This is a genomic window from Clostridium sp. HBUAS56010 (assembly GCF_007115105.1).
Lineage (GTDB): Bacteria > Bacillota > Clostridia > Lachnospirales > Lachnospiraceae > Lacrimispora.
On record NZ_SULJ01000014.1, the window covers coordinates 57823 to 81152 of the forward strand.

A 23330-nucleotide genomic window follows, 5' to 3' on the forward strand; every position below is an offset into this window, starting at 1 on the left:
TTTATAAGAGAATGGAATTTTATGGGGAAGCAGATGCAGATGATTAAGGAGGACAAGATATGACCTTTGATGATGAAAAAGACTATATCATGAGAATCATTAAAGAAATGGTAAGAGTACTTTTTTCATTAATACTCGGAAAACAATATAATTCTGTTGAGCTGCCAGACGAAAATAAATATGAGATTTCCGGGAAAAAATTAAAAGATTTATATACTGTAGCGGATAATGGTGGGATAAACGAGGTAGAAAATCTGATATTGAGTAATTTAGATTACAGTAATAAAAACGATATAATGGCAGGAGCACTTTTTTACAAGTATATAAGTGAGAAAGACGATGAGTTTTTATTGCAAAACAATTATTCAAAGGAGGAAATCCTTGAAGGGCTAAAACAATTGATTCAGAACACAGAATACAGCAATTTATTTGATATTTTTCATTCATAGATTTCTTTTCCTTGTTTCGATGTAAATACAGTCATGGACGAAAAAGGCAGCAGGAAAGGAAGAGGCACCTGCATCCCGGTTTCCTCTTCCTTTCTCCGCAAAAATCTTTATTCTTTTCCTAGTTCCGTATTCCCATTGTGATTACCGCAATAGATCCCTTTTTTAATAGGAGAAAAAATAAATCCAAGGATGATTCCTGACATAAAGAAGGCTGCAACAACGAGTAGTTTTTCCCCATGATTCCATTGTTGATTAAAAAATTCTTTCATAGATAAAACCCCGCATTTCTACAATGATTTATAGTGATAAAATCTATTATGTGAAAAGCGTTTTAAACTATACACGGATTTAGAGGGAAAAGACTTTTTTTAAAATTCATTACTACAGCCGGAGGCACTTCAAAATCCGGTGTTGGTTGTGTATCGGGAGATGGAAAGTTGGTTTCAGGCTCCGGTATGATTACGTCTTCCAAGGTATCGCCAGTGGTGTTCTGAATCGTATTGATGCACTGTTTGTAAAGCTCATTGGCAACCTCCCAGTTAATCACATGAAACCAGTCTTCTATGTAGGATGCCCGGTCGTTATATTTCCTCAGATAATAAGCGTGTTCCCACACATCCATGGACATAACGATGCAGTACCCATCTACAATTGGACTATCCTGATTCCGTGTGGTAACAATTTCAAGAGTGCCGTCAGGAGCAACCACAAGCCAGGCAAATCCGGAACCGAATACGGATAAAGCCTTTTGTTTGTATTTGTTAAAAAAATCCTCCAGAGTTCCAAAGTCCCGGATGATAGCTGGATAAAGCTCATCTGCGGGAGAACGGTTTAGAGAATTGGTCATGCCGTTAAAATATAAAATATGATTATAAACACCTCCGGCATAATCGAGAATGGGCTGGCGAACCTCTTCTGGAAGGATTTCTGGCTGTGTGATCAGTTCAATAAGGGAAAGGTTCTGCAGTTCAGGATAATCTCTTATAATAGCATTGAGTTCTGCCACATATCTTTGTAAATGCCGGTCATGATGAAAATACATGGTCTGTGTATCAATATAAGGCTCAAGTGCGTCATATGCGTAGGGGAGCGGTGGGTTCACAAATGGGAAATGCTCATTCATAGTCTGTTATCCTTTTGCATTTTTGTATATGTATATTCAATTGCATTTGATATATGATGGATAAGCAAGACAAGAAAAAAATAGTGAAATCCAAAAGAAAGAAAAGGATATGATTTGGTTATAGATTTTACCTATATCCAGATCATGCTTAAATATATTATCTTTTATTTGTCGAATCGGGTATAATAAGATAAAATTACCAGAACTATGCCACGCTCTAGATGAATGACGCAAACAGACAGGCTGCCGTGACTTATGGCAGCCTGTTGAATGCGTGTAAAGGAAAGGAGGAGCCATGACATTACAGCAGTTGCGCTATGCCATATGTATTGCCAATCAAAAGTCCATGAATAAGGCAGCAGCCGAATTGTTTATTACACAGCCAAGTTTATCAAGCACCATCCGGGATCTGGAAGAAGAGATCGGTCTTCAGATCTTTATCCGCTCGAACCGGGGAATTGTCATTACCCAGGAAGGGGAAGAATTTTTAGGGTACGCAAGGCAGATGTTGGAACAATACCGGCAGATGGAAGAGCGTTTTATAAAAAAAGAAAAATTTAAAAAGAAATTTAGTGTCTCTATGCAGCATTATACCTTTGCTGTTCAGGCATTTATTCATATGGCAAAGGAATTCGGCATGGATGATTACGAATTTGCAGTCCATGAGACAAAGACTTATGAAGTTATTTTAAATGTTAAGAACCAGAAAAGTGAATTAGGGATTCTATACTTAAATGATTTTAATCAGAAAGCTATTGAAAAGCTTCTTTTTGACAATGATCTGGAATTTGTGGATTTATTCCAGTGCGGAATCTATGTTTATTTATGGAAAGGCAATCCTCTTGCCTCCATGGAACGAATTGGATTTGAGGATTTGAAGAATTATCCTTGTCTGTCTTTTGAACAGGGGAATAATAATTCCTTTTATCTGGCAGAAGAAGTATTCAGTACCTATGAGTACAAACAGATCATAAAAGCTGATGATCGTGCCACCCTTTTGAATTTGATGGTGGGGTTAAATGGATATACTCTTTGTTCTGGCATAATCTGTGAAGACTTAAACGGTGGAGAGTATCGGGCAATTCCTCTTGATACAGAGGATAAGATGCGGATTGGTTATATAAAGAAGAAAAAGATGCCTTTAAGTATTCTGGGAAAAAAATATATTGATGAGTTAAAAAAATATGAGGCTCAGCTTCTTTAATATGGTATAATCATAGAAATAAATTATAGCAGGTTATTGTTTTTTCGTATTAACGGTCTGACATCTCTCATTGGTATACTAAATTAAAATAAAAGAAAGCGGTGAATGAGTATGGAATATGGAATTTCAACAAAATGTTTGTATGGAAATGGATTAGAAGAAACAGTCGATCGGTCAGGCGCAATCAGTTTTCCTATTTATCAGACGGCAACATTTGCACACAGAGGGGTGGGAGAAAGTACAGGCTTTGATTACAGCCGTCTCCAGAATCCTACCAGAGAGCAGTTGGAGAAAGTTGTAGCAGCTTTGGAAAATGGTGTGGACGCTCTTGCATTTTCAAGCGGAATGGCTGCAATTACAGCATTAATGGAATTATTCCGTCCAGGAGATCATATTATTACGGACTGTGATTTATATGGGGGAAGCATCCGCCTTTTTGACAATATCAGCAAGAAAAACGGCATACAGATCAGTTCCGTAGACTGTTCCAACTGCTCCCATGAAGAATTCGAAAAATTAATTGGTGAACATACAAAAGCAATCTTTATCGAAACGCCCACCAATCCCATGATGAATGTAATTGACATTGCAAAACTTGCTGAGATTTCGAAAAAACATGGAATTTTATTGATTGTAGATAACACCTTTATGTCGCCCTATTTTCAGAATCCATTGAAGCTGGGAGCTGATCTTGTGGTTCACAGTGGGACAAAGTATCTGGGAGGACATAATGATACCATAGCTGGTTTCCTTGTGGCTTCTACACAGGAGCTTTCTGAAAAACTGCGCTTCATTATAAAAACCGTAGGTTCCGGGCTGGCGCCTTTTGATAGCTGGCTGATTTTAAGAGGAATCAAAACCCTTGCACTCCGTATGGAACGGGCAGAAGAGAATGCGAAGAAGCTGGTTTCCTGGCTTTGTCAGGAGGAGAAGATTACAAAAGTCTGTTATCCTGGTCTTGCCGATCACCCAGGTCATGAGATCTGCAAAAAGCAGGCAAGAGGATTTGGCTGTATGGTTACCTTTGAAGTGGAATCAAAGGAACTTGCTTATAAAGTGTTAAAAGAGGTTCGCCTTATCCGCTTTGCAGAAAGTCTTGGAGGTGTGGAGACCCTGATCACTTATCCAATCACTCAGACTCATGCTGATGTACCAAAAGATGTGCTGGCTGCCAATGGGATTACGGACCGGATTTTAAGATTATCTGTTGGAATTGAAGATGTGGAAGATTTAATAAAAGAATTGGAGCAGGTGTTTCATGAATAAAAATAGAATTGATTTTGACCAATCCGTTGACAGAAGGAATACCAACTGTCTGAAATATGATTTTGCAGAGCACAGAGGGAAGCCCAAAGATATCCTTCCTCTTTGGGTGGCAGACATGGATTTTAAAGCCCCGGAGCCGGTCCTTGAGGCACTGACCCATCGTGTGGAACATGGAATTTTTGGATACAGTGAGGCTCTGGAGGACTATTTTGAAGCAATAAAAGACTGGATGGAGAAAAAACATGGCTGGGCTGTGGAACGGAGATGGCTGGTCAAAACTCCTGGTGTGGTGTTTGCCCTGGCAATGGCGGTTAAGGCATTTACAGAACCAGGTGATGCGGTAATGATTCAGCAGCCGGTTTATTATCCGTTCAGTGAAGTAATTGAAGACAATGACAGAAAGATTGTGGACAATACTCTGGTTCTTTCCGAAGATGGGGTGTACCGCATGGATCTTTTGGATTTTGAGAAAAAGGTTGTAGAGAATCATGTGAAACTTTTCTTTTTATGCAATCCGCATAACCCGGTGGGAAGAGTGTATACAAAAGAGGAACTGGAGAAGCTGGGAGAGATCTGTGTCCGTCATAATCTGATTGTGGTCAGTGATGAGATTCATCAGGATTTTGTATACCAGGGAAGGCATCAGGTCTTTGCAAGCCTTAACGATGAATTAAAGAAACGGACCATTACCTGCACCGCTCCCAGCAAGACCTTTAACATAGCCGGTCTGCAGGTATCCAATATTTTTATTCCCAGTGGGCAATTAAGAGCCGGATTTAAAAAGCAGGTTGCTGCTTCAGGTTACAGCCAGCTTAACACTCTGGGTCTGACCGCCTGTGAAGCAGCATACCGGCACGGAGACGCCTGGCATGAGGAACTGATGGAGTATCTGAAAGGAAATCTGTCTTTTGTACGGGAATATTTAAAAGAGAATCTTCCCCAGATCAAACTGGTGGAACCGGAAGGAACCTATCTGATCTGGCTTGATTTCCGTCAGCTTGGGCTCACGGAAGAGGAACGGGAAGATCTGATTGTGAAAAAAGCCGGACTATGGCTGGACAGCGGTGCCATATTCGGACCGGCTGGAGAAGGGTTTGAACGAATTAATATTGCCTGCCCCAAAGCGACCTTAGCGTTGGCATTTGATCAGTTAAAACAGGGCATATCCACTTTATAAAAAAATATGAAAAAAACATTGACACATCCTCTTACATGGTTTAATATAAATATAACATACAAACATATCAAATAGGTATGTAAAAGGAAAAGGTGGTTTCATATGAAAAGGGAATCTATTTTAAGAAATCATAAATTTATAAATATACGATGTTGTTGTCGGGCTGTATATGTGGCAGAGAATACAGTTTTATTGTAATGCCGGTTAGGAAGCCTGACAGCTTTAAGGGATGGAATGGAATTTATTTCATGTAGACCGAAGAGCAGGTGCCAGGATTGGCGTCTGCTCTTTTCTCATAAAAACAAAATTATAAAATGGAGGGTAATGATATGGGAACAATCAAAGAAAGTGCCGTAGAACTTATTGGAGGAACACCGATTCTGAAGTTAAACCGTTATAGTGCCAGTGAAGGAGTAAAGGACGCAACCATCCTTGCAAAACTGGAGTACTTAAATCCGGCTGGTTCTGTAAAAGACCGTATTGCATTGGCTATGATCGAAGATGCGGAAAAGACCGGTATTTTAAAAGAAGGTGCCACCATCATTGAACCAACCTCAGGAAATACTGGAATCGGTCTGGCAGCAGTTGCTGCAGCAAAAGGCTATAAGACCATTCTTACACTTCCAGACACCATGAGCGTGGAGAGAAGAAATCTGTTAAAGGCTTATGGCGCAGAACTGGTATTGACAGAAGGTGCAAAAGGCATGAAGGGAGCTATTGCAAAGGCAGAAGAATTAAAGGCTGAGATCGAGGGAGCTGTGATCTTAGGACAGTTCGTAAACCCAGCCAATCCCAAAGTGCACAAAGAGACAACCGGTCCAGAGATCTGGGAGCAGACAGACGGAACCGTTGATATCTTTATTGCGGGAGTAGGTACGGGCGGTACTGTAACAGGCGTAGGTTCTTATTTAAAAGAGAAGAATCCTGATGTGAAAATCGTAGCCGTAGAGCCTGCAAGCAGCCCGATTCTTTCCGGTGGTAAACCTGGCCCTCATAAAATTCAGGGAATCGGAGCAGGATTTGTGCCGGAAGTTCTTGATACAAAGATTTACGATGAAGTGATTACCATTGAGAATGAAGATGCGTTTAAAGAGGGAAAAACATTTGCCGTTACTGAAGGAATCTTAGTTGGTATCTCATCTGGTGCAGTTTTAAAGGCAGCAAAGATGCTGGCAGAAAGACCTGAGAATAAAGGAAAGACAATTGTTGTATTATTACCAGATTCTGGAGACCGTTATCTGTCCACTCCTTTATTTGGCTAATATAAGAAGGAACTTGACTGGTGGTATAAATAGCTGGTTGTAAGGAGATCTTATTGCCAGCTACATTTATATCTGAATCAGAGAGATTGATAGAATGCAATGGGGAAACAGCAGGGGAGAAGGATAAAAATGGCTGAGAGTATGATGGATTCCAAATCGGTTATAACTATCAGAGAGAGACTCTGCTGAAAAGCTGCACATGGTATTTGTGACTGAAAAAGCAGGTGTCTGACGGCATCTGTTTTTTTGGTACACATAAAAAGAAGAGAGAATAACTATTTTGTTACTCCTTTTGGAGACGGGCAAGCAGGCATGTCATTGCATGAAAGCTTCTGGGGGTGGAATGCATAGTTAGTAGAAGATTTAAACAAAGCCTTAAAAGAAGTAATTAAAGATGGAACTTCGAAAGAAATCAATGCAAAATGGTTTGGTTCGGACGATTCCCCTTCTTATGAATAACAAGGCAAAGCTGGAGGAGCAAGATGAGCAAAATATTTGATTGGCAGTTAGTATTTACAGAGATTCCTGCATTATTAAAATACCTGCCTGTAACCCTGCAACTGACCTTAACTGCCCTGATCATCGGGTGGGTAGTAGGACTTTTTATTGCATTTGTAAAGATTCATAACATTCCGGTATTACGGCAGATTTGTACTCTGTTTGTTTCCATTGTAAGAGGAACTCCTATTATCGTTCAATTGTATCTTACCTATTTTGGAATCCCCATTGCCTTAAAGTACTATAATTTCTATAATGGAACAGATTTTAATGTCAATGGAATTCCCCCAATTATATTTGCAATTGTAGCACTGGGGCTGAACCAGTCAGCTTTTGATTCAGAGACCATTCGTGCGGCAATACAATCGGTGGAAAAAGGTCAGGTAGAAGCAGCTAAATCGTTGGGAATGAATGGATTGCAGATCTTTTTCAGAGTTCTGTTTCCACAAGCAGTTACGGTTGCAATTCCTTCTCTTGGCAATTCCCTCATTGGATTGGTGAAAGGAACCTCTCTTGCATTTACCTGTTCCGTTGTAGAAATAACAGCGCAGGGAAAAATTCTTGCAGGAAGCAGTTACCGGTATTTTGAGATTTACTGTTCTCTTGCAATTATTTACTGGGTATTGACCATTTTTATTGAAAGACTTTTCAGCTATATTGAAAAGAGAATGAGCGTGCCTGATCAGGTGACGGTTTTAAAAGGAGGGTTGGGAAATGAACGCAATTGAAATTCGGGGATTAACGAAAAAGTACGGGGAAAATGTGGTGTTGGACCATGTGGATTTAACCATCAATGAAGGAGATGTTGTAGCTATCATCGGACCCTCCGGAACTGGAAAATCAACACTTTTACGCTGTATTAATCTCTTGGAAAAGCCAGAGGAAGGTTCCGTTGTTATCAATGGAAAAACCATAGATTTAACTACCAAATCCGCAAAAGAGAAGCTGGAACTCCGAAAATATACGGAGATGGTATTCCAACAGTTTAATCTCTTTAAAAACCGGACGGCACTGGAGAATGTCATGGAAGGTCTTGTGGTTGTCAAGAAATTAAAGAAAAAAGAAGCAAAAGAGATTGCTGTCAAACACTTGGAAAAGGTTGGAATGGGAGACCGGATTTCTCATTATCCAAGACATTTATCCGGCGGTCAGCAGCAGAGAGTTGCGATTGCAAGAGCCCTTGCCATGGACCCCAAACTTCTTCTTATGGATGAACCAACCTCAGCTCTGGACCCGGAATTAGTCAGCGAAGTGCTTACCACCATCCGGAATGCGGCAAAAGAAGGCAATACAATTTTGCTGGTCACTCATGAGATGAACTTTGTTAAAAATGTAGCAAATAGGATTCTGTTTCTTGAAAATGGAAAAATTGTTGCGGATGGAACACCAAAAGAAATCTTTGACAACCCGGAGAACCAGCGGTTAAAAGAATTTCTGGTGAAGATTCATATGCTGGAAAGTCCGGATTATGCCATTTAGAAATGACGTGATAAAAGAGGAACTGCTAGGTAAAAAATTTTTAACCCGTGAAGTAGAAAAAGATGGGAAGTTTAAACGGCAGAATAACCGTTTCACAATTTCCTTTGGAATAGAGGTCTTGTTGTTAAAAAAGGAGGATATTTATGGAAGCAAAAAGCAGCGTTATAAATAAAAGAAGACTGGTAGACCAGTTTAAGAAGATGGTGGAGTTTGATTCTGAAACCTACCATGAGAGAGAGATTGCAGACTATCTGACCAAAGAACTCCAATCACTTGGATTTGAAGTGAGCGAGGATGAGGCAGGGATTCAGCTTAAGGAGCGCATTGATGGATACGGCGATCAGGCACCTACCGGCAATCTCTACGGATTTTTAAAGGGCAATACAGAGGGCAGTCCCATTCTTTTATCTGCTCATATGGATACCGTAAGACCGGGAATCGGAAAATGTGCAGTAGAAGATGAAAACGGTGTGATTACTTCCCAGGGAGATACGGTTTTAGGTGCAGATGATCTTTCTGGAATTGCTGCAATCCTGGAAGCGGTACGGGTGGCGAAAGAACAGAATCTTCCTTATTCTGATATCGAAGTATTATTTCCTGTTGCTGAAGAAAATTACGGAAAGGGAAGTCAGTTGGTGGACTATTCAAAGATTCAGTCAAAACAGGCTTATGTATTTGATTTAAGCGGTGAGATTGGTCTTGCAGCAACAGCAGCGCCGACCCTTATTTCTTTCGGTATTAAAGTAAACGGCAAGAATGCTCATGCGGGATTTTGCCCTCAGCTTGGAATTAATGCGATTGAAATTGCAGCCCGTTCCATTGCACAGTTGAAACAGGGCTGGGTAGATGAGGAGACAACCGTGAACGTCGGAACAATTACTGGAGGAAAACAGACCAATATTGTCTCCGATGAATGTACTGTTTTAGGGGAGATCAGAAGCTTAAAAGATCACCGTGCCATGGAAGAATTAAATAAATTAAAAGAAGTATTTGAAGCGACCGCAAAAGATTATGAAACTACGGTTGATTTCTGGTTTGAAAAACAGATTGAAGCCTATGCCGTGAATGATGATGAGGAAGTGGTAAAACGGTTTTTCCGTGTCTGTGAAGGATTGGGACTGAACGCGCAGACCCAGTATACTCTGGGTGGCAGCGACAACAATCATTTTGTCCGCAATGGTATCCGGGGAATTGTTCTTGCCTGCGGTATGAACGAAGTTCACACTCCGAAAGAATATACCACTGTGGATCAGTTGGAGACAACCGCCGCTCTTGCACTGGGGCTTATATCCCCCACTGGAAAATAAGGAAAGCATATACAAAAAAGAAGAAGCCCCTGCCTCTTCTTTTTTCATATTCTTTTATATTAATCCATGGACAGTTCATTGATTGAAGATGTTCCATGGAATCGTAATTAGGTTGAGCCGGCAAAGAAGTCATATAAGGCAACTCTGCCGACTTAGTAACAACATATGTATGTAAGCGCTCTGACTGCTTTGTGTATTTGTTCTATGTTTGTATCTATATCATACCGCAAAATTGTGAAGAAATTTTGTACGTTATATAAAAAAAGGGTAAAAAGTATGAAGATTTCCTGTAAGAATTTGGATAATTATACAGGTCCCTTTTGCAGATAATAAGATATAGTAGAAAATTTCCCATTAAGGCAAATGCCTATTGATTACAAAGGTGAAATATGGTATTTATATATTAGTTAGGTAAAACTAACCGAAAGCTTTTGCCCTTGAAAAAGATGGGAGACAAATATGACTTTGGAGGTACCGATATGTTACTTGAAAAGCACCTGATCGAATATTGTTCCCCGACACTGGCTTCCATTAAGACGGCAAGCCTTTTTAATCATTCTTTTTCATCGGAAGAAGAGCTGCAGGAGCAGTTGATTCATTTAAACAGTCAGCTAGGCGAAAAAGGAATTTCCCTTATCGAACTATACCGGCGTAATAATAAGGCGCTCATTTACGTTTACCGGAGGTCTCATTTAAGAGAGGACTTAAATCGCCCTGGCGTAAGGCGTTTTCTTGAAAAATATGGTTACAGTCGTATGGAAGTAGAGGAGGCTCTTTTAAAGCTGAGAGAACGTTTGAAAGAGGATGGCTCATTTCCTCATGAAATTGGAATATTTCTTGGATATCCTCTGGGAGACGTGATCGGATTCATTCAGAATGCCGGAAAAAACTGTAAGTGCATCGGCTGTTGGAAGGTTTACTGCAATGAGTGTGAAGCGGAGAAAAAGTTTAAACGCTATCAGAAGTGCAGAACGATCTACGCCCGCTTGTGGCAGAATGGAAGAACGGTCTGGCAGTTAACTGTAGCTGCCTGAACAAATAAATAGGAAAGAAGAGGTAGGTAGGATGAGTAAAGTAGCAGTTGTTTTTTGGAGCGGCACTGGTAATACAGAAGCAATGGCAAATAAAGTAGCAGAGGGAGCCAAAGAGGCGGGAGCAGAAGTTTCTTTATTCACTCCTTCTGATTTTAATCCAGGTCAGATTGATGAGTTTGATGCATTGGCATTCGGCTGTCCTTCCATGGGAAGCGAAGAACTGGAGGACGGAGAATTTGAGCCTATGTTCCAGAGCTGCGAACCCAAATTGTCTGGAAAAAAGATCGCTTTATTCGGTTCTTATGGCTGGGGAGACGGAGAATGGATGCGCAATTGGGAAGATACCTGCAAGGGAGATGGTGCAGTTCTCGTTCATGACAGTGTTATCTGCAACAATGAACCGGATGCCGAAGGAGAAGCTCAGTGTGTTGAACTTGGAAAGGCACTTGCTTAAAATTATAATGTTTCTATAGAAATAAGGGTGACTGCTGCGTTTGGTGGCAGTCACCCTTATTTTGTATCCAAGCAATTACTTACTGCAGTTAAAAAAACACGATGCAATTCTGGCAATTCAGAATTGTACCGTGTACGAATGATGACCTATCCGGGAATCGAACACATGTTTGTATTATCGCATCAATAACTATAGGAGGTTTGACACTTCATCCATTAATTGTAGTCAACATATGTAGTAAGAAATTCATGTGTGAATACGAGTTCACATATAAATACATTTGATATCATAGTTTTATTAAGTATACTTATATATGAATTTGTATTTTCTGGTATACAATTGCCCAATTTATGATATAATCTATACGTTGAATAATATCATATAAGGAGGCAATATATCATGGCAAGAGGAGTTCGTAAGACACCAATAGAAAAACTCAATGAGGAACTCATAAAAACAAAAGATGAAATAGTAAGCCATAAGAATGCCATTAAATCGCTTGAAGAAAAATATAAACAATTAGAAGGGGAGTTGAAATTAGAAGAATTAAAAGAGTTATCCAATGTGCTAGAGGACAACAATATTTCAATTACTGAATTAAAAGACCTGATCATAAATAAGAACAAAACTGAATCTTAATATAAATTAGGCTAGTCTCATGACTGGCTTATTTTATTTAGCAATACATAAAAAACCGCCCCTTGTACTCTGACCGGAGTAGGGACGATCTTTCAAACCATTATTCCGAGGTCAACCACTTTGTGGGCGGTTGATTGTTAATATCTCTCACGGCAAATATGAAAGATATCTGATATGCTAGCAGTCGGAATATTTATGCTAAAACATATCTTGTCATTGCTGACTTACATAGATAAGTTAAAAAAATAGCCTACCCTGCAGCGAACAGGGACGTGAGATATCACCTTGAATATGTATTATCTCTTTATAATCCCAATATAGCACATATTACTATGAAAATCAATAGAAAAAATATTAAAAAATAGAACATACGTTTGATTTTTGTTTCGGTTTATGTTATGCTAAACATGCTTCATTAAAAATTGGAGGTGGTTACATGAATAAACTCACTAAAAAACAGCAATTGGTACTAGATTATATTAAGCAATCAATTTTAAAAAATGGATACCCTCCAACCGTGAGAGAAATTGCCACTGAAATTGGAGTAAAATCTGCATCAACCGTACAAAGGTATATAGAGGTATTGATAAAAAAAGAATATATGAGAAGAGATCCGACAAAGCCCAGAACCATTGAGATTATTGATGACTGCTTTAATCTTACCCGCAGAGAGGTCGTGAATGTCCCTGTGTTGGGAACAGTCGCAGCCAGTCAGTCTCTTTATGCTGAGAAAAATATAGAGAATTGCTATCCGATTCCTTCTGATTTTCTTCCCAACGAAGAGACCTTTATGTTAAAGATGAGAGGTAACAGTATGATTAATGCAGGCATATTGGAAGGAGACCAGATCATAGTTAAGATGACATCGGAAGTAAAAAACAATGATATTGTTGTGGCTCTTATAGATGATATTATCACGATAAAACGTTTCTTTAAAGAAGATGGACACTATAGGCTTCAACCAGAAAACGATTCTATGGAGCCGATCATTGTAGACCATGTGAAGGTTCTAGGAAAAGTTATTGGACTGTTTCGGAAAGGTATACACAATATATAAATCATAAAATTAATTAGGGAAGCAGAAATGCTTCCTATAATTCCCACTATTAAACGAACATACATTCGATTATAATGTATATAATATAGTTGGAGGTGATGTTTTGCAAAAGGTGATTTTTCATATTGACGTAAACTCTGCATTTTTGAGTTGGGAAGCTGTGTATAGACTCTACCATTTAGGAGGTACATTAGACTTAAGAGATATTCCATCTGCTGTCGGAGGAGACGTATCAAAAAGACATGGCATAATACTCGCTAAAAGCATACCTGCTAAAAAATATAAAATACAAACGGGTGAGCCAGTAACGGACGCTATAAGAAAATGTCCAGATATAGTAATAGTACCACCCAATTATAATCTTTATCAAAAATCTTCACAGGCGTTTGTTGACATTATAAAAGAATATAGTCCAGCCGTCGAGCAGTACTCTATAGACGAAGTGTTTGTCGACATGACAGGGACAATTAATCTATTCGGTGATCCGAAAGAAGTGGCTGATAGTATAAGAGAGAGAATATACAACGAACTTGGATTTACTGTAAACATTGGAATATCAAGCAATAAAGTATTAGCAAAAATGGCGTCGGATTTTAAAAAGCCTAATTATACTCATACCTTATGGCTTGATGAAATTAAGGATAAAATGTGGATATTACCCGTATCAGATCTATTTTTTGTTGGTAGAGCAACAACCAAAAAGTTATATGGAATTGGAATTAAAACAATCGGTGAATTAGCACAAACAGATTTAAAAACAATGAAGGCACACCTTGGGAAACATGGTGAGGTAATATGGTCATTTGCCAACGGTATAGATTTTTCCTCTGTTGAACCAATTCCACCTCCTAATAAGGGGTATGGTAATAGTACGACAATTTCATTTGATGTGACCGATGTTCAAACAGCCAAGTTGGTACTACTTTCGTTAGCCGAAACAGTGTCAGCAAGGTTAAGAGTTGATGACGTAAAAATAAAAGTAGTTTCCGTAGGGATTAGAGATTGCAATCTTAGATATTACAGTCATCAAAATAAATTAAGTGTGGCTACAAATATAACCAAAGAAATATACGAGGCTGCATGTAAAATTTTCGACGAAGCATGGGATAAGGTGCCTATACGCCATCTCGGAATACACACTAGTCAAGTTGTGAGCGAAGAAACAAGGCAACTGAATTTATTTGACGGTTATGACTATGAGAAGTTTGAAAAATTAGATAAAGCAATAGATAATATACGTAAGAGATTTGGAACGGACTCTGTTGTAAGAGCAAGCTTTGCCAAGTCCGGAAAGATTGACCATATGAGTGGTGGAATAAGTCGTGAAAAGCGAACTGTTGATTATAACAAACAAAATGTATTATAGGTGATAATATGAGTGCTTTTGGAATCGGAACAAATACAAATGATATAGACAGCGGCGAGATAAGAGGAAAAATGTATCATATCGCATGTAAAGTATGGTTTACTGCCAGTTGTAGCCCAAGACCACTAAGCATCAAATTTGAAGGCGACGACGGGATAATACAAAGCGTGACTGATATTTGCATTAAAAGCAGTGAGGATAAAAATTACTCCGGTATTGCATCAAAGGAGTTTCTGTGTGAATCAATAATTGGCGGGTTTTTGCGGGACTTTAAATTAATATTTTTTATAGAATCATGTAAATGGATTATGGTAATATGATTTTATGTTAATAATGGGCATAATGGAATAGAGGTATGAATCAATTAAGTATAGAAACGAGGTAGGGGTATGTGTGGAAGATATTATATCGAAATAGATAATGTGGAGCTGCAATCAATAATTGCTGCTGTAGAGAGAAAAACTGCTATTAAGACAGGTGAAATATATCCAACAAATACAGTTCCTGTATTATCACCTACTGGAGATATGACGGCTATGCGTTGGGGTTTTCCAAAATACGATGGGAAAGGCGAGGTTATAAATGCCAGAAGTGAGACAGCAGTAGAAAAGAATATGTTTCGAAAACCTATGGCTGAAGGACGTTGTTTAATCCCCGCCAGTTGGTATTTTGAATGGGAAAAGCAAGGCTCTAAGAAAATTAAACAAAGATTATATTCTCCAGATAATGATATTTTATGGTTGGCTGGCTTATCAAAAATAGACCATAAGACAGGCGAATCCATTTTTGTTATTCTGACTCGTCCTGCATGGTCTGGTATATCCTTTATCCACGATAGGATGCCAGTAATATTGCCAAAAGAAAAACATGATGAATGGCTCAATGGGAACGATCCGGTAAATACTATGATTAATTCTGTTCAAAAATTAGAACATCAAACAACATGACGTGGCTTCTCTATATGTATAAATAAGCACCCATTAATCCACACTAAAAATAAAAAGGCGGTGTTAATATGGCAGTAGCACATAAAAGCGCTATTAGTGTTGGGTTACTTTATATACCCGTTGGTTTATACAAAACCACAAAAGATATAACGGTTAGTTTTAATCAACTTTGTAAAGACACACACGAGAGAGTTAAGTATAAAAAAATATGTCCATCTTGTAACAAAGAGGTAGACTCAAGTGGAATTATAAAAGGTTATGAATATGAAAAAGGCAAATATGTTACATTTACAGAAGATGAACTTGAAAGGATCAAAACCAAGAAAGATAAAACAATACACATAGAACACTTTGCAAAATTATCAGATGTAGATCAAATATTTTATGAAAAGAATTACTATATCGTACCAGAACCAGGAGCTGAAAAGGCATGTGAACTATTGAGACAAGCAATGTTGTCGCAGAAGAAGGTTGGTATAGCAAAAACTGTTATAGGAGCTACAGAAAATCTAATGGTATTGTATCCTACGAAAGAATGTATAATTGCCAAAACATTATATTATCAGGCTGAGATTCAAGCGGTGCCAGTAACAGTAACTAAGGCAGATGTTACAAAACCAGAGGTAGATATGGCAAAAACCATGATCGAATCCATGACTAAATCTTTTGATCCTAGCCTATACCACGATGAATATCAAGAAAGACTGAGACAGGCTATTGAAAGTAAGATAAATGGAAAAGAAATCGTAAATGCTGATACAGGATCACAAAACAATATTATTGATCTTATGGAAGCTATGAAGAAAACCGTTGAAATGGCAAAAGGGAATAAAGGATTAGCATAATGGATATTTTTGATACAAAGAACATTAGCCCTATGCTTATATCCGAAATGCAAGACCCATTCAATTCACCAGAATATATTTATGAGATAAAATGGGACGGTATTAGATGTGTGTCTTTTCTGAGTGATGAAACAGATATGCGTAATAAGCGAAACAAACTTATGATTCCCATATTTCCTGAATTGGAGAACCTGCACAAACAAGTTAAAACTAAGTGCATCCTTGACCACGAATTGCTTGTTCTCAGGAGCGGAGTGCCTGATTTTTATGAAGTACAAAAACGGGCATTGATGTCTAACCCATTTAAAATTAAATTAGCTTCCGATAGATTCCCAGCGAGCATAATAGCTTATGATATTTTATATTACAAAGACAAGGAAATAACTATGCTCCCGCTTATTGAGCGCAAAAAGTATCTTGAAGATGTTGTGATGGAAAATAATTTAATATCTGTATCTCGATATGTTGAAAAAGATGGAATTAAACTATATGAGCTTGTTAAAGCCAAATCTCTTGAAGGGATTGTTGCCAAAAGAAAAGATAGTTTGTATTGGCAAGGAAAGAAAACGAAAGACTGGATTAAATGTAAAGTAATGTCAACAGAAGATTGCGTAATATGCGGCTATATACTCAAGGCTAATAATATGACCAGTCTTGTATTGGGGCAGTATGATGATGATGTGCTTACCTATAGGGGTCACGTAACCCTTGGCGTGAGTCTTAGGATATTAAATCAGCATAAGTATAAGGTGGTTGATTATTCGCCATTTGGATACATTCCAGAAGGCAATTCTGAGGCTGTATGGCTTACTCCTGAACTGGTTTGTATCGTTGAATCAATGCCCACTGAAAAAGATGGCTTTAGACAACCTGTTTTTAAGGGAATTAGAGATGATAAGGCAGCAAGAGAGTGTATTTTGAGATCTTAATAAAAACAATATTTTATCGTAAAAATGAAACGAGATTGAGAAATTAAAAGTAGCTGACAAAGATTATACTTATCTTGTCAGCTATATATTAATTATCTCTCATACTCTTTCCCTGTGATCTCCCGGTACTCGTCCACCGTGATCCATTTACCTACTGCGTTCCATACCCAATTTAAGGGCCATAAATTTTCTGTGTAAAAATACTTTACCTTTTCATAATTCTTACTCATAACCTACCTCCATTTCTACTCCTGACATCATGGATAGATACTCAACCTGTGCGGTAAGCTTTTCAATCTGGATCAATAATGAACTTTCTTTGGATTTAACAATAACGACCTTTGGGTCTTCTTTGTCTGAGAGGTCAATCCTCTGGATGCTGTCTCCATCTGCCATATCAAATACTTTACAGGATGTTTCTTTATAAGGGATTTCCCTACCGTATTCAGCAGTTAAAATACGCCCTGTTTCGTCATATATAATACATACTTTCATACTGTTGCGTTTCCTCCTCTAATTTAAAAATTCTATTCTATTTATAATGCTCTTAGTGCTTGGTAGCGGCACTGAGTCTGACCTAGATTCAAAACCAATGTTTATAAAAAAATGCTCATTTATATCAGAAATGTCTACATCATAAGTACCAAACTGCTTCTGAGTAATTGTCAGGTATTTACTTCTTATATATTTACGATCACTCGCACGAATGAAACCGGTGAAAAACTGAACACTCGAATCCCGTGCATCTATAAAAGACCATAAAGTGAACCTAATAAATCTGAACGGTGATAAATTAATCGAAATATTATTACCAATTGTTGCAAACCCTACATGAGCCCCCGTCCTGCTATATTCAAAGTTCAAACCCTCAGAATTGATATAGAATGGTCCGTACCCCGCATATCTTGTTTGCACGCCTCCAGCGAGGACACCCGAAAACGTGCCATTTAAAAAGCCGTTTGACCTACTGCAAGGTAACTGTAATCGACCATAGTGCCAATCGTGCCACCTATGTTAACTCCATTTCTCACATTGGCAGGGGTAAGATTAGATACTCCGTTCACTACCACATTACCGGTCATATACTTCCCGGAACTTGCCACAGTCTGTTGAGACGCGGTAGGGTTAATAGTCTGCCCTCCCATAGATGCAATATTACCAGTGATCTTACTCCCATTCACCCAAGCTGTTTCTCCATTTAACATCTTTGATGAAGTAACTGTTCCCCTAGTCTGACTTGCCAAACTATTAGCGTTTACCGAAAAAGGTTGAGCATGATACCCTCCCTTAACTAAAAAAGAACCACCCGCATTCAAATTTTGATTTGCCGTAATCCCATTATCAATCATTATACCAACACCTTTTTCATCATCTGTGTCAGCCCCAACGTATCCCAATCCTTCTAAAACATAATCTTTAGTGACAGTAAGTTCATCGGAACCGATTCCGCCACCACCACTAATATTTGTTTTTCCACTTTTAGCCATTAATTTCTCACCAACCTTATCTCTTTAATCGTTAATTCTGCTTTTGGTAACTTGTTTACTTTAAACGTAATATTACCTGCCCCTGAGTCATCTTGTATGTAAATTAAGGCTTTTGACGCAATTATAATACTTGCAGAAGCAAAATCCACCTCTACACGATCATTTGCAAGTATTGATGAATTACTATACACGTACGTTAAGTTACTTCCCCATGCACTTACCGGAATTTTAATATTAGAAGCAATTACTATACCGGAAAGGAACTCCGTTTTTTCAGCTGAATAAGCATTTGTCTTTTTGTCATTTCCAGTAGCAGTATCATTAATCCCAATCGTATTCTGCGATATAGTTGTTATCATATCTTCGACATTCTCCAGATAATACTTCTCTACTGCTTTAATAGCATCTTGGATAGAATTAATCCTATCGGCGTTAATCAAAACCTTCAAAAGGTCAGGATTATTTGAAATTACTTCTGCTGCAGCAGTAAAGTCTTTGTTTGAAATAGCTGTTTGATAAGACACCATTGCATCAACTAAACTTGCTGATATGTCTTGCATGTTGTCAAAGTTGTCAATTGCACCTGGAAACTGGCTATGTGGATATTCTTCATAAGCCATTTAATCACTTCCTTTCTAATTTCCATATTTTCTGTTATAAACAAAAGAAAAGCTCTCTAAAAATTTAAAGAGAGTAACCGTCATTGTTCCATCACCCGAATTCCAACTTAGATTTTTCACAATATATTGATTCTTGAGATTATTATATTTGGGGCTGTATTCAATTTTTTTATTTACCTCTAGCCATGGTATAACCACCATGGTAAGCGTAATTGTATCCATCATTGCCGTTGTTTGATATGTTAAATATTCAGCTTGATTATAACAGGCCGCGTCATCACTTAACGATTCGTACTCAATAGACTTTAATATCTCATATCCAAGTTTTGTTGTAGAAAACGGGCAATCCTCTGATGTTTCCTCATACCGCCCGTAACACTGAAAGTTTCCAAGTAAATACAATGAATTACCAGAAACAGAACGCCGATATCTGAACACATATATTTTATCTACTTCTAAAACATTTGCTTTTAATGCGTTCCCGTCACCATCGACAATTGGAATAGCAGTGTACCCATTAATTGAGAATGAGGGGGAGTCTGCATTAGTAGATGATACTTTATATGCCAACCGTGTAAGGTTATCTACATCGTCCCACGAATTATACTGAGAAAAATCAACTCTATATGTGTTATTGGAATATGTGGAAGTGGAAGAGTAACGGTCTCTATTTTCAAGTTCCAATACTTTTCCCCACACTTCGGTAACATTATATATACCAGAAAAACTACTAGATGTTTCTTCGCTTATCACCAAGCCATTTAAGATTTGGTCGTTTAAAACAACATTATCTTCTAAGTAAGTTGGAACTTTTCTCCATATAAACACACCGTCTTCATCAAAATAAAACTCCCATGAATCATATAAGTCTCTAATTTTCGTCCATATGCTTGCAAACGTTGAACCGGTTGGAAATGTTAAATCATATGGAATTTCTTTGCCAATATCTTCAACCACATAATTTTTAATCCCGGCTAAATTTAATATCCCAATAATAGAAGTTCGTATATCTTCACCTGCCGGGATAGATAAACTCTGTATTGTATAATTTGAGGAATTGTTAGCGGAGCCATATCCTGTTAATTGACCGTTTAGTGTTCCGTCATATTGAGCCATCATATCAGCACATGAAAGAGAAAGAAGCTTCTGATTTTTAGAATATGAATACTTCATGGTCACGTAACAAAATATTCCTAACTTGTACCATACAATTTCTTTACTTCTCTGACTTCGAATACCATAATACACTTTCAACCTTTTATCTATCCATATTTTCTTATCATTGCCAATAATAAATGTAGAATCTAATATGGACATATTGCAGGTGTATGTTCGCCTCTGAATTGATTCTGAATCTTGCGAAAAACTATCAGATATTATTACACCCTCAAGAGAATCTAAGGTCTTAAAATCGGAGTCCATTAATTCAACCTTGATTCTCATTTCTTGTTTTCCTTGATGAAGAATGTTTATATCATTTTGCGTAACTACGTGACCCATATTTCACCTCAATTCTATCCATCTATATTTGTATTAAGCAATCCATTGTAATATAAATCGTTTGTACTATAAGCATCACCGCATTCAGCGACGCTAAATTTTGTTATTACATGTAACGGGTGATCAGATTCTTCGGAAATTTCATCACTTGTGACTCCAATCATCCAAACATTGCCAAAGTAGTCTTTTAAGATTTTTACATTACCGTTTGTGAGAAAGTCATATATAATATTTCTGTATTTCCAAGATGTTTCAGTCTGCCAATTGCAATCGGTATTTTCGATAAAACAACACTTGATATCTCCAGCATAATAATTGGTTAAACCGCCCTTGAAAATAATAGGTGTTTTTCTACCAAGGGGTTCAATCGTTCCCGTTCGCTGAATACGTCTCTTGTTGAAATCTGTATCTAATATCATTGGGTAGGAAACATCTTTTTCACAAATAAAATAAGAGTCAAATTTTGACTCTATTGTACTTATAATATAATCATTTTCTCCTCCAGAAATTACAGGGACGTATGCAAAAGACACTGTGCCTACAGGGGCGTAGTAGTGCATAATATCAACAATAAAATCTTCCTTTGATTCGATTTTTTTCTCATATATTGTTTTGAATTTATTATCATAAGCTGTTTTCCGTTTAATTCTTATATATTCAACAATATTTTCGGTAAAGTTTACATTACCACCATGCAAATTACCTTTGAAGTAAGCATGTAGTCTCGTGTTGAAAGTCCATTCAGATGGGATATTTCCATCAAAATCATCAACATTAATAATATCTTCCGAAAAATATGCTTCGTCATAAATGGCTGATTTTATTGTCAAATATTCAATGTTCTCCGGAGAAACAGGAGATATGTTAAATGACTCCTTTGATGCTGCAAAACTAAATCCTAAAATCATAAAAACGTCTCCTTTCTCTATGTATCCTCTATGTTAATAACATCTGCTTTGACATCAAACAAGCCACTGATTCTATTTATTAAAAGCGTATACTTGTGAAGATCGTCTGAGTACACTTCTACATAATTACTATTTACAACGTGATTAATACCGCACGAGTTAGCAACCAATTCAAAGTAAGCCTTTTCACCATTTGAATCAGAATAACTTCCTATGCGATAATATATCTTTATATTCAATCTATCCTTTGTACCAAATTCCTTTATAACAGCATTTCTCTTGGGTTTCTTAAAATGAAAAATTGCCGTAAAATCTCCATTTACTTCGAATCCTTCATTAAACGTTACGGCATTGTCGGTTAAATCTACCCATTCACCGTCAACATATACAACATCTTTTTCTGGAGTGCCTTCAGTGGATGCTATATTACTTTTTATTTCAATAGCCCCTGTTTCTGGTATATTATTTAATTCTAATTTGCTTAATATCTGAGCAGTCGTATATGAGGCGGTCACCAAAATATGTCCAGTGTCTAAACTCATTCCGTTTACTGTTTCGCCAGTTGCCCGAATATAATATTGAGTCGCATTTTGTAAATTACTTATAATGTAAGATAAATTAGAAGTATCGAATACTTGACCAGAGGTTTCCATGACGGTTTTTTGATAACTGTATAATGTGATATTGAACCAGTTTAACGATTCTCCCTCTGATTGAGAATAATTGATTCCTACTGAGTAAGACGATGCCCTAATAATATCTCCATTAGAAACCGATAAATTAAATGTGGGAGTAGTAAAACAATAAACTGGAGTTCCTATGCTTTGAATTGAGGATTCGACATTATTTACATCAAATACCGTTATGTATGCTACATATTTTATTCCGCTGATTAGTGAAGAAGTAGGCGAGAGAGTATAGGACTGCTTCATTGTGCTAATAGTACTGTCATGAACTGTTGTTCCAGTGGCATTATTTTTTATAATGCAACGAACTTTATATATCTGATTTCCTGACCATGTAAAATTAATATTTGTTCCAACGGATGGATCAAAAGGGGCTATGGGGTGTATCGTTGCAATCATCTAATTTCCTCCGTTATTTCTTTTTAGCTAAAGCCTCCTCAACGGCTTTTCTCCATGGTTCAAGAACGTCCTCAAGTTTAAACCCGTATTGTTTAATCATCATTACATAAAAATCAACCATTATTCTTTATCCCCCTTCTTTGTCTTCTGTTTGTTTTGAAATCGAGGTTATCATAGTGGCTAGTTCAACAATTGCTGAATTCTGTGCTAGTTGGCTAATTCTCAAATCTCTAATTGATTTTTCAATTAAATCTACATCCTCCAATGTGAATGTCACGAGTAACTCTCCGACTGATTCATCGTCTGCCCACTTAATATCTATTGACGTTGATTTGCAACGTTTATTTTTGTATGTGGCGGTTATTAATCCAGAATCGTTTGTTATAGAATAGGAACTCAAATTTGTTTCGGTAAGTAACTTTAAAGTTCCATGGAAATCATCGTAAGCATCAAATGTTTTTGCGAAGGAATACTCGGAACTTCCTTCATTTATTGTAATTGATGTGTTATCATATAAAATTAAATTATCCATAACTTTCATCCTTTCTTTTATTTTTAATATTGCCTTGAAAACTGAAATTGATGGTATTTCAAATAGCGTAACCCAATTAAATAGCAATTTAGCTGATATACGTAGTGACATGGGCGGTGTGAAATTTGCTTATATTTCAGGCGGAACAGCCACCCTCAAAAC

Annotated in this window: 28 protein-coding genes; 18 read left to right on the plus strand and 10 right to left on the minus strand. The window is 37.6% G+C overall.

Annotation, left to right across the window (positions count from 1 at the left end; translation table 11 throughout):
- Positions 1-59: 59 nt before the first annotated feature.
- Complete coding sequence (locus FAY33_RS17180; protein ID WP_143322465.1) at positions 60-449, plus strand: DUF6483 family protein; 390 nt, start codon at positions 60-62, stop codon at positions 447-449.
- Positions 450-556: 107 nt separating this feature from the next.
- On the opposite strand, the gene FAY33_RS19600 is transcribed toward FAY33_RS17180, so the two are convergent.
- Together FAY33_RS19600 and FAY33_RS17185 are read right to left on the minus strand one after the other, a co-directional pair.
- A complete protein-coding gene (locus FAY33_RS19600) occupies positions 557-718 on the minus strand; it encodes a hypothetical protein (RefSeq protein ID WP_185967680.1) in 162 nt (53 codons plus the stop codon).
- 62 nt (positions 719-780) lie between these two features.
- Complete coding sequence (locus FAY33_RS17185) at positions 781-1572, minus strand: superoxide dismutase (RefSeq protein ID WP_143322466.1); 792 nt, start codon at positions 1570-1572, stop codon at positions 781-783.
- 295 nt (positions 1573-1867) lie between these two features.
- On the opposite strand from FAY33_RS17185, the gene FAY33_RS17190 reads away from it, so the two are divergent.
- The 17 genes from FAY33_RS17190 (at position 1868) to FAY33_RS17275 (ending at position 17036) form a co-directional block, all read left to right on the plus strand.
- On the plus strand, positions 1868-2776 hold the full coding sequence (locus FAY33_RS17190; RefSeq protein ID WP_143322467.1) for a LysR family transcriptional regulator: 909 nt from the start codon (positions 1868-1870) through the stop codon (positions 2774-2776).
- 111 nt (positions 2777-2887) lie between these two features.
- The gene (locus FAY33_RS17195; RefSeq protein WP_143322492.1) at positions 2888-4042 is read left to right on the plus strand and encodes a PLP-dependent aspartate aminotransferase family protein; all 1155 of its coding nucleotides are present in this window, start codon (positions 2888-2890) and stop codon (positions 4040-4042) included.
- Positions 4035-5219 carry a MalY/PatB family protein gene (locus FAY33_RS17200; RefSeq protein WP_143322468.1) on the plus strand — a complete coding sequence of 395 codons (1185 nt, stop codon included), beginning with the start codon at positions 4035-4037 and terminating at the stop codon, positions 5217-5219. Before FAY33_RS17195 ends, FAY33_RS17200 begins: the two co-directional genes overlap by 8 nt.
- A 329-nt stretch (positions 5220-5548) precedes the next feature.
- Entirely contained in the window at positions 5549-6481 is a 933-nt protein-coding gene (gene cysK / locus FAY33_RS17205) for a cysteine synthase A (RefSeq protein WP_143322469.1), read from the plus strand.
- Positions 6482-6963: 482 nt separating this feature from the next.
- On the plus strand, positions 6964-7707 hold the full coding sequence (locus FAY33_RS17215; RefSeq protein ID WP_143322470.1) for an amino acid ABC transporter permease: 744 nt from the start codon (positions 6964-6966) through the stop codon (positions 7705-7707).
- Positions 7694-8458: an amino acid ABC transporter ATP-binding protein gene (locus FAY33_RS17220; RefSeq protein WP_143322471.1), complete on the plus strand. Its 765-nt coding sequence runs from the start codon at positions 7694-7696 to the stop codon at positions 8456-8458. The genes FAY33_RS17215 and FAY33_RS17220 overlap by 14 nt, the downstream gene beginning before the upstream one ends.
- Positions 8448-8630 (plus strand): hypothetical protein, encoded by a 183-nt coding sequence (locus FAY33_RS17225; RefSeq protein ID WP_143322472.1) that lies wholly within the window; start codon positions 8448-8450, stop codon positions 8628-8630. The genes FAY33_RS17220 and FAY33_RS17225 overlap by 11 nt, the downstream gene beginning before the upstream one ends.
- A complete protein-coding gene (locus FAY33_RS17230) occupies positions 8602-9765 on the plus strand; it encodes a M20/M25/M40 family metallo-hydrolase (protein ID WP_243126816.1) in 1164 nt (387 codons plus the stop codon). The genes FAY33_RS17225 and FAY33_RS17230 overlap by 29 nt, the downstream gene beginning before the upstream one ends.
- 479 nt (positions 9766-10244) lie before the next feature.
- The gene (locus tag FAY33_RS17235) at positions 10245-10799 is read left to right on the plus strand and encodes a DUF3793 family protein (RefSeq protein ID WP_143322473.1); all 555 of its coding nucleotides are present in this window, start codon (positions 10245-10247) and stop codon (positions 10797-10799) included.
- Between the two features lie 31 nt (positions 10800-10830).
- Positions 10831-11253 (plus strand): flavodoxin, encoded by a 423-nt coding sequence (locus FAY33_RS17240; protein ID WP_143322474.1) that lies wholly within the window; start codon positions 10831-10833, stop codon positions 11251-11253.
- A 399-nt stretch (positions 11254-11652) separates the two neighbouring features.
- A complete protein-coding gene (locus FAY33_RS17245; RefSeq protein ID WP_143322475.1) occupies positions 11653-11892 on the plus strand; it encodes a hypothetical protein in 240 nt (79 codons plus the stop codon).
- A gap of 436 nt (positions 11893-12328) precedes the next feature.
- Positions 12329-12949 (plus strand): transcriptional repressor LexA, encoded by a 621-nt coding sequence (lexA, locus tag FAY33_RS17250; RefSeq protein WP_143322476.1) that lies wholly within the window; start codon positions 12329-12331, stop codon positions 12947-12949.
- 112 nt (positions 12950-13061) lie between these two features.
- Positions 13062-14315, plus strand: a complete 1254-nt coding sequence (locus FAY33_RS17255) for a DNA polymerase IV (protein WP_347562714.1) — start codon at positions 13062-13064, stop codon at positions 14313-14315.
- An 8-nt stretch (positions 14316-14323) separates the two neighbouring features.
- Positions 14324-14635 carry a hypothetical protein gene (locus FAY33_RS17260; protein WP_143322478.1) on the plus strand — a complete coding sequence of 104 codons (312 nt, stop codon included), beginning with the start codon at positions 14324-14326 and terminating at the stop codon, positions 14633-14635.
- Between the two features lie 69 nt (positions 14636-14704).
- Positions 14705-15262 (plus strand): SOS response-associated peptidase, encoded by a 558-nt coding sequence (locus FAY33_RS17265; RefSeq protein WP_143322479.1) that lies wholly within the window; start codon positions 14705-14707, stop codon positions 15260-15262.
- A gap of 68 nt (positions 15263-15330) precedes the next feature.
- Entirely contained in the window at positions 15331-16107 is a 777-nt protein-coding gene (locus tag FAY33_RS17270) for a Ku protein (RefSeq protein ID WP_143322480.1), read from the plus strand.
- On the plus strand, positions 16107-17036 hold the full coding sequence (locus tag FAY33_RS17275) for a DNA ligase (protein ID WP_143322481.1): 930 nt from the start codon (positions 16107-16109) through the stop codon (positions 17034-17036). Before FAY33_RS17270 ends, FAY33_RS17275 begins: the two co-directional genes overlap by 1 nt.
- A 92-nt stretch (positions 17037-17128) precedes the next feature.
- Here the strand turns inward: FAY33_RS17275 and FAY33_RS17280 are convergent, their stop codons facing one another.
- From FAY33_RS17280 to FAY33_RS17315, 8 genes are all read right to left on the minus strand, one after another.
- Positions 17129-17266: an XkdX family protein gene (locus FAY33_RS17280; RefSeq protein ID WP_143322482.1), complete on the minus strand. Its 138-nt coding sequence runs from the start codon at positions 17264-17266 to the stop codon at positions 17129-17131.
- The gene (locus tag FAY33_RS17285) at positions 17259-17531 is read right to left on the minus strand and encodes a hypothetical protein (protein ID WP_143322483.1); all 273 of its coding nucleotides are present in this window, start codon (positions 17529-17531) and stop codon (positions 17259-17261) included. Before FAY33_RS17285 ends, FAY33_RS17280 begins: the two co-directional genes overlap by 8 nt.
- 452 nt (positions 17532-17983) lie before the next feature.
- The gene (locus FAY33_RS17290; RefSeq protein ID WP_143322484.1) at positions 17984-18523 is read right to left on the minus strand and encodes a hypothetical protein; all 540 of its coding nucleotides are present in this window, start codon (positions 18521-18523) and stop codon (positions 17984-17986) included.
- Positions 18523-19143, minus strand: a complete 621-nt coding sequence (locus tag FAY33_RS17295) for a hypothetical protein (protein WP_143322485.1) — start codon at positions 19141-19143, stop codon at positions 18523-18525. The genes FAY33_RS17290 and FAY33_RS17295 overlap by 1 nt, the downstream gene beginning before the upstream one ends.
- A gap of 15 nt (positions 19144-19158) precedes the next feature.
- A complete protein-coding gene (locus FAY33_RS17300) occupies positions 19159-20643 on the minus strand; it encodes a DUF5048 domain-containing protein (RefSeq protein WP_143322486.1) in 1485 nt (494 codons plus the stop codon).
- Positions 20644-20657: 14 nt separating this feature from the next.
- Positions 20658-21551, minus strand: a complete 894-nt coding sequence (locus tag FAY33_RS17305; RefSeq protein WP_143322487.1) for a hypothetical protein — start codon at positions 21549-21551, stop codon at positions 20658-20660.
- A 17-nt stretch (positions 21552-21568) separates the two neighbouring features.
- Positions 21569-22636 (minus strand): hypothetical protein, encoded by a 1068-nt coding sequence (locus FAY33_RS17310; protein ID WP_143322488.1) that lies wholly within the window; start codon positions 22634-22636, stop codon positions 21569-21571.
- A gap of 127 nt (positions 22637-22763) precedes the next feature.
- Positions 22764-23168: a hypothetical protein gene (locus tag FAY33_RS17315; protein WP_143322489.1), complete on the minus strand. Its 405-nt coding sequence runs from the start codon at positions 23166-23168 to the stop codon at positions 22764-22766.
- Positions 23169-23330 lie beyond the last annotated feature (162 nt).

What these genes read in the sequence shown, in the direction of transcription:
- FAY33_RS17280 (WP_143322482.1), bottom strand. Translation starts at nt 17,266, where the DNA reads ATGAGTAAGAATTATGAAAAGGTAAAGTATTTTTACACAGAAAATTTA.
- FAY33_RS17275 (WP_143322481.1), top strand. Translation starts at nt 16,107, where the DNA reads ATGGATATTTTTGATACAAAGAACATTAGCCCTATGCTTATATCCGAA.
- FAY33_RS17270 (WP_143322480.1), top strand. Translation starts at nt 15,331, where the DNA reads ATGGCAGTAGCACATAAAAGCGCTATTAGTGTTGGGTTACTTTATATA.
- FAY33_RS17185 (WP_143322466.1), bottom strand. Translation starts at nt 1,572, where the DNA reads ATGAATGAGCATTTCCCATTTGTGAACCCACCGCTCCCCTACGCATAT.
- FAY33_RS17300 (WP_143322486.1), bottom strand. Translation starts at nt 20,643, where the DNA reads ATGGGTCACGTAGTTACGCAAAATGATATAAACATTCTTCATCAAGGA.
- FAY33_RS17265 (WP_143322479.1), top strand. Translation starts at nt 14,705, where the DNA reads ATGTGTGGAAGATATTATATCGAAATAGATAATGTGGAGCTGCAATCA.
- cysK (WP_143322469.1), top strand. Translation starts at nt 5,549, where the DNA reads ATGGGAACAATCAAAGAAAGTGCCGTAGAACTTATTGGAGGAACACCG.
- FAY33_RS17285 (WP_143322483.1), bottom strand. Translation starts at nt 17,531, where the DNA reads ATGAAAGTATGTATTATATATGACGAAACAGGGCGTATTTTAACTGCT.
- FAY33_RS19600 (WP_185967680.1), bottom strand. Translation starts at nt 718, where the DNA reads ATGAAAGAATTTTTTAATCAACAATGGAATCATGGGGAAAAACTACTC.
- FAY33_RS17245 (WP_143322475.1), top strand. Translation starts at nt 11,653, where the DNA reads ATGGCAAGAGGAGTTCGTAAGACACCAATAGAAAAACTCAATGAGGAA.
- lexA (WP_143322476.1), top strand. Translation starts at nt 12,329, where the DNA reads ATGAATAAACTCACTAAAAAACAGCAATTGGTACTAGATTATATTAAG.
- FAY33_RS17240 (WP_143322474.1), top strand. Translation starts at nt 10,831, where the DNA reads ATGAGTAAAGTAGCAGTTGTTTTTTGGAGCGGCACTGGTAATACAGAA.
- FAY33_RS17225 (WP_143322472.1), top strand. Translation starts at nt 8,448, where the DNA reads ATGCCATTTAGAAATGACGTGATAAAAGAGGAACTGCTAGGTAAAAAA.
- FAY33_RS17195 (WP_143322492.1), top strand. Translation starts at nt 2,888, where the DNA reads ATGGAATATGGAATTTCAACAAAATGTTTGTATGGAAATGGATTAGAA.
- FAY33_RS17260 (WP_143322478.1), top strand. Translation starts at nt 14,324, where the DNA reads ATGAGTGCTTTTGGAATCGGAACAAATACAAATGATATAGACAGCGGC.
- FAY33_RS17215 (WP_143322470.1), top strand. Translation starts at nt 6,964, where the DNA reads ATGAGCAAAATATTTGATTGGCAGTTAGTATTTACAGAGATTCCTGCA.
- FAY33_RS17180 (WP_143322465.1), top strand. Translation starts at nt 60, where the DNA reads ATGACCTTTGATGATGAAAAAGACTATATCATGAGAATCATTAAAGAA.
- FAY33_RS17305 (WP_143322487.1), bottom strand. Translation starts at nt 21,551, where the DNA reads ATGATTTTAGGATTTAGTTTTGCAGCATCAAAGGAGTCATTTAACATA.
- FAY33_RS17290 (WP_143322484.1), bottom strand. Translation starts at nt 18,523, where the DNA reads ATGGCTAAAAGTGGAAAAACAAATATTAGTGGTGGTGGCGGAATCGGT.
- FAY33_RS17200 (WP_143322468.1), top strand. Translation starts at nt 4,035, where the DNA reads ATGAATAAAAATAGAATTGATTTTGACCAATCCGTTGACAGAAGGAAT.
- FAY33_RS17315 (WP_143322489.1), bottom strand. Translation starts at nt 23,168, where the DNA reads ATGGATAATTTAATTTTATATGATAACACATCAATTACAATAAATGAA.
- FAY33_RS17295 (WP_143322485.1), bottom strand. Translation starts at nt 19,143, where the DNA reads ATGGCTTATGAAGAATATCCACATAGCCAGTTTCCAGGTGCAATTGAC.
- FAY33_RS17220 (WP_143322471.1), top strand. Translation starts at nt 7,694, where the DNA reads ATGAACGCAATTGAAATTCGGGGATTAACGAAAAAGTACGGGGAAAAT.
- FAY33_RS17235 (WP_143322473.1), top strand. Translation starts at nt 10,245, where the DNA reads ATGTTACTTGAAAAGCACCTGATCGAATATTGTTCCCCGACACTGGCT.
- FAY33_RS17230 (WP_243126816.1), top strand. Translation starts at nt 8,602, where the DNA reads ATGGAAGCAAAAAGCAGCGTTATAAATAAAAGAAGACTGGTAGACCAG.
- FAY33_RS17190 (WP_143322467.1), top strand. Translation starts at nt 1,868, where the DNA reads ATGACATTACAGCAGTTGCGCTATGCCATATGTATTGCCAATCAAAAG.
- FAY33_RS17310 (WP_143322488.1), bottom strand. Translation starts at nt 22,636, where the DNA reads ATGATTGCAACGATACACCCCATAGCCCCTTTTGATCCATCCGTTGGA.